This window comes from Ovoidimarina sediminis (assembly GCF_032586175.1).
Classification (GTDB): Bacteria; Pseudomonadota; Alphaproteobacteria; order Rhodobacterales; family Rhodobacteraceae; genus Ovoidimarina; species Ovoidimarina sediminis.
On sequence record NZ_JAWHTE010000062.1, the window covers coordinates 1 to 2,574 of the forward strand.

The following is a 2,574-nucleotide window of genomic DNA, read 5'->3' on the forward strand; positions in this document are numbered from 1 at the left end:
GCCTGAGCGCCAGGTAAAAGCACACGCGACCGCAATCCGCTCGCGCTCTTCAAGCCGACTTCTTCAACACAATCGGCCCGGAGCAGACGTTCAGTTGTCTCCCACTTCCCATCGCTTCAACTGCAGGAGCACAACATTCGGCTGACCTACTCGACTGTGTTACTATCCCGCAAAGCGTGGGAAATCGACCTGCGGGAGGTGGCAAAATGAGACATTCGGAGGTGCTGGGGTGCTGCCCACATGATTGTCAAGACGGCTGTTCATGGGTGGCGCATGTAGAGGACGGCAAGGTTATCAAGGTCGTCGGCTCAAAGGAGCACCCCTTCACTCGCGGAGTTCTGTGCGCCAAGGTCAATGACTACCAGACCCGCACCTATGCGCCCGACCGTCTGTTGCACCCTTTGCGCCGCACGGGCGCCAAGGGCAGCGGCGAGTTCGAGCGGATTTCCTGGGACGAAGCGATACGCGAGATCGCTTCCGAGTTTGAAAACAGCATCAATGACTGGGGTTCCGAGGCGCTGATGCCGCTTCACGACATGGGTTCGGCCGGCGCCTTGCAACGCCGCGCGCTCATGCGCCTGTTCCACCATATCGGTGCAAGCCGCCTCCATGGCAGCCTGTGCGGCCAGTCTGATAACGCTGTGGCGGCGGAAGGACACCCGATAAGCTTCGATCCCGAGACACTCGCGGAAAGCGAATGCATCCTACTCTGGGGAGCTAACCTGCTGTCCACGGCCCACCACCACTGGCATTTTTGCCTCGAAGCGAGAAAGACGCGGGGCGCAAAGATCATCAGTATCGATCCGAGACGAACGCGAACTGCGGCAAAATGCGATGAGCACATTCCAATTCGGCCAGGAACGGACGCTGTTCTTGCCGCCGGTATGGCGAATGTGCTGGTCGAGGAGGGGCTGGCCGACTTTGAATACGCGCGTTCGGCGGCCGACGACCTGGATGCCTATCTTAAGGAAATCAAAGCCTGGACACCCGACCATGTCTGCGAGGTCACAGGAGTGGCGCCGGATGATGTCGTACGGATCGCACGTGTCTACGGGGCGGCGCGGCCGGGCACCCTTCGCGTCGGTATCGGGCCTCAGCAATCCCGGTCTGGTGATGTCTTCGTTAGGAGTATCAGCGCACTTGCGATCCTGTCAGGTCACTGGAGGCGACCCGGCGGCGGCCTGTCCATCGAGGGCTATCCGACCTTCGACAACGCTGCTCCGGAATGCCCGGAACTATCGCCGGAGGGAACGCGAAGCCTCCACAGGGGCCAACTTGGTCGGATTCTGACGTCGTCGAACCTCGATCCCCCTATCAAGGGACTGATGATATAGGGGCACAATCCCCTTGTGAACCAGATCGATGCCGAGACGGTCAGGCAGGGATTGTGCCGGGATGATCTGTTTACGGTAGTGATCGAACAGTTCATGACGGACACCGCGCGGCATGTGGATATCGTCTTGCCGTCGACCACCCAGCTCGAACACTTCGACGCTCAGGGCTCATGGGGGCATTGCTATGTGGGGCTGAACCATCCCGCCATCCAGCCGCTCGGAGAGTCCAAGCCGCACACCGAGATCCTATGCCTCTTGGCCAGAGAAATGGGACTCGACGAGCCCGCGCTCTTCGCAGACGACGAAACTATCGCCCGTTCCTGCCTGCCGGACGATTTCGACTGGGAGACGCTCAATCAGCAAGGCTGGCTTTATGCGCCGCAGCCGAGGAGAGATCCGGCTTCGATGGGAGGCACCCTAAAGTTGTCGACCGGCCTGAAAGGGCCAGAGGACCTCGACGTAAGCGACCTCGTTCCGAACGGTAAACTGAGGCTCCTTACCGTTAAGCCGCACTACCTCCTTAACTCAACATTCGCGAATATGCCGAGACAGGCCGGACAACAGGGAAACCCGACGCTGGAAATGCACCCGTCGGACGCCGAGAAGTTGGGATTGAAAGATGGCAGCGGGATCGTAGCTCATAACGGAAAGGGCACACTGGCGGCGACGCTCCGTGTCACCGATGCCGTTCTCAAAGGCACCACGGTTCTCGAAGGGAAGTTTTGGTGGACCTCTGATGAGGATGGTTCGCCGGTCTCAAACCGCTTGGCGAACAGCAACTGGACCGAGGGTGGGCAGCCGACCTTCAATGACATTTTTGTCGAGGTGACCACAACAAGCTGAAACCGGCAATTCTCTTCACAGCGGGCAAGTCAGATGGTCGGTTCAAGAATCGACATTGGTCACCACAGTGAGGAGCAGCGATCTTCTTTTTTCTTGATATGGTTAGTGGATTGACCAAGGGGAGGAAGTCGATGTCTGACGATGAAGCTATTAGCAAGCTGATCGCCGAGCACTTTGAGCCAATGCGTTGGAGCGAAGGGACAGAGCCAGATTGGGATAGATTTCGTGCAGATTTCTTGGATGGGGCTCTGCTCTGTGGGTCTGCTCGCCCGGCTCAACCTCGAACACTCGGCGGGTTCATAGAGCGCATGGAGACGGTTGCTAAAGCATCCGACTGAAAACCTGAATCGCGGGGATTCCTGTTGGAGCTGATTTGTGATTCATCCTGTCTGGGAGG

At 58.4% G+C, this 2,574-nt stretch carries 2 protein-coding genes and 1 pseudogene; all 3 read left to right on the forward strand.

Going from position 1 to position 2,574, the window contains the following annotated elements; translation table 11 throughout:
• The first annotated feature begins 206 nt into the window (after positions 1-206).
• Complete coding sequence (locus RXV90_RS25705; protein WP_316653269.1) at positions 207-1,334, forward strand: molybdopterin-dependent oxidoreductase; 1,128 nt, start codon at positions 207-209, stop codon at positions 1,332-1,334.
• A 12-nt stretch (positions 1,335-1,346) separates the two neighbouring features.
• Positions 1,347-1,586 (forward strand): annotated as a pseudogene (locus tag RXV90_RS25710) (molybdopterin-dependent oxidoreductase); the annotation flags it as partial.
• A gap of 153 nt (positions 1,587-1,739) precedes the next feature.
• Positions 1,740-2,177 (forward strand): molybdopterin dinucleotide binding domain-containing protein, encoded by a 438-nt coding sequence (locus RXV90_RS25715; RefSeq protein ID WP_316653270.1) that lies wholly within the window; start codon positions 1,740-1,742, stop codon positions 2,175-2,177.
• Positions 2,178-2,574 lie beyond the last annotated feature (397 nt).

Bases quoted from the DNA above. Each gene is read 5' to 3' on its own strand.
- RXV90_RS25705 (WP_316653269.1), top strand. From the start codon at position 207: ATGAGACATTCGGAGGTGCTGGGGTGCTGCCCACATGATTGTCAAGAC.
- RXV90_RS25715 (WP_316653270.1), top strand. From the start codon at position 1,740: ATGGGAGGCACCCTAAAGTTGTCGACCGGCCTGAAAGGGCCAGAGGAC.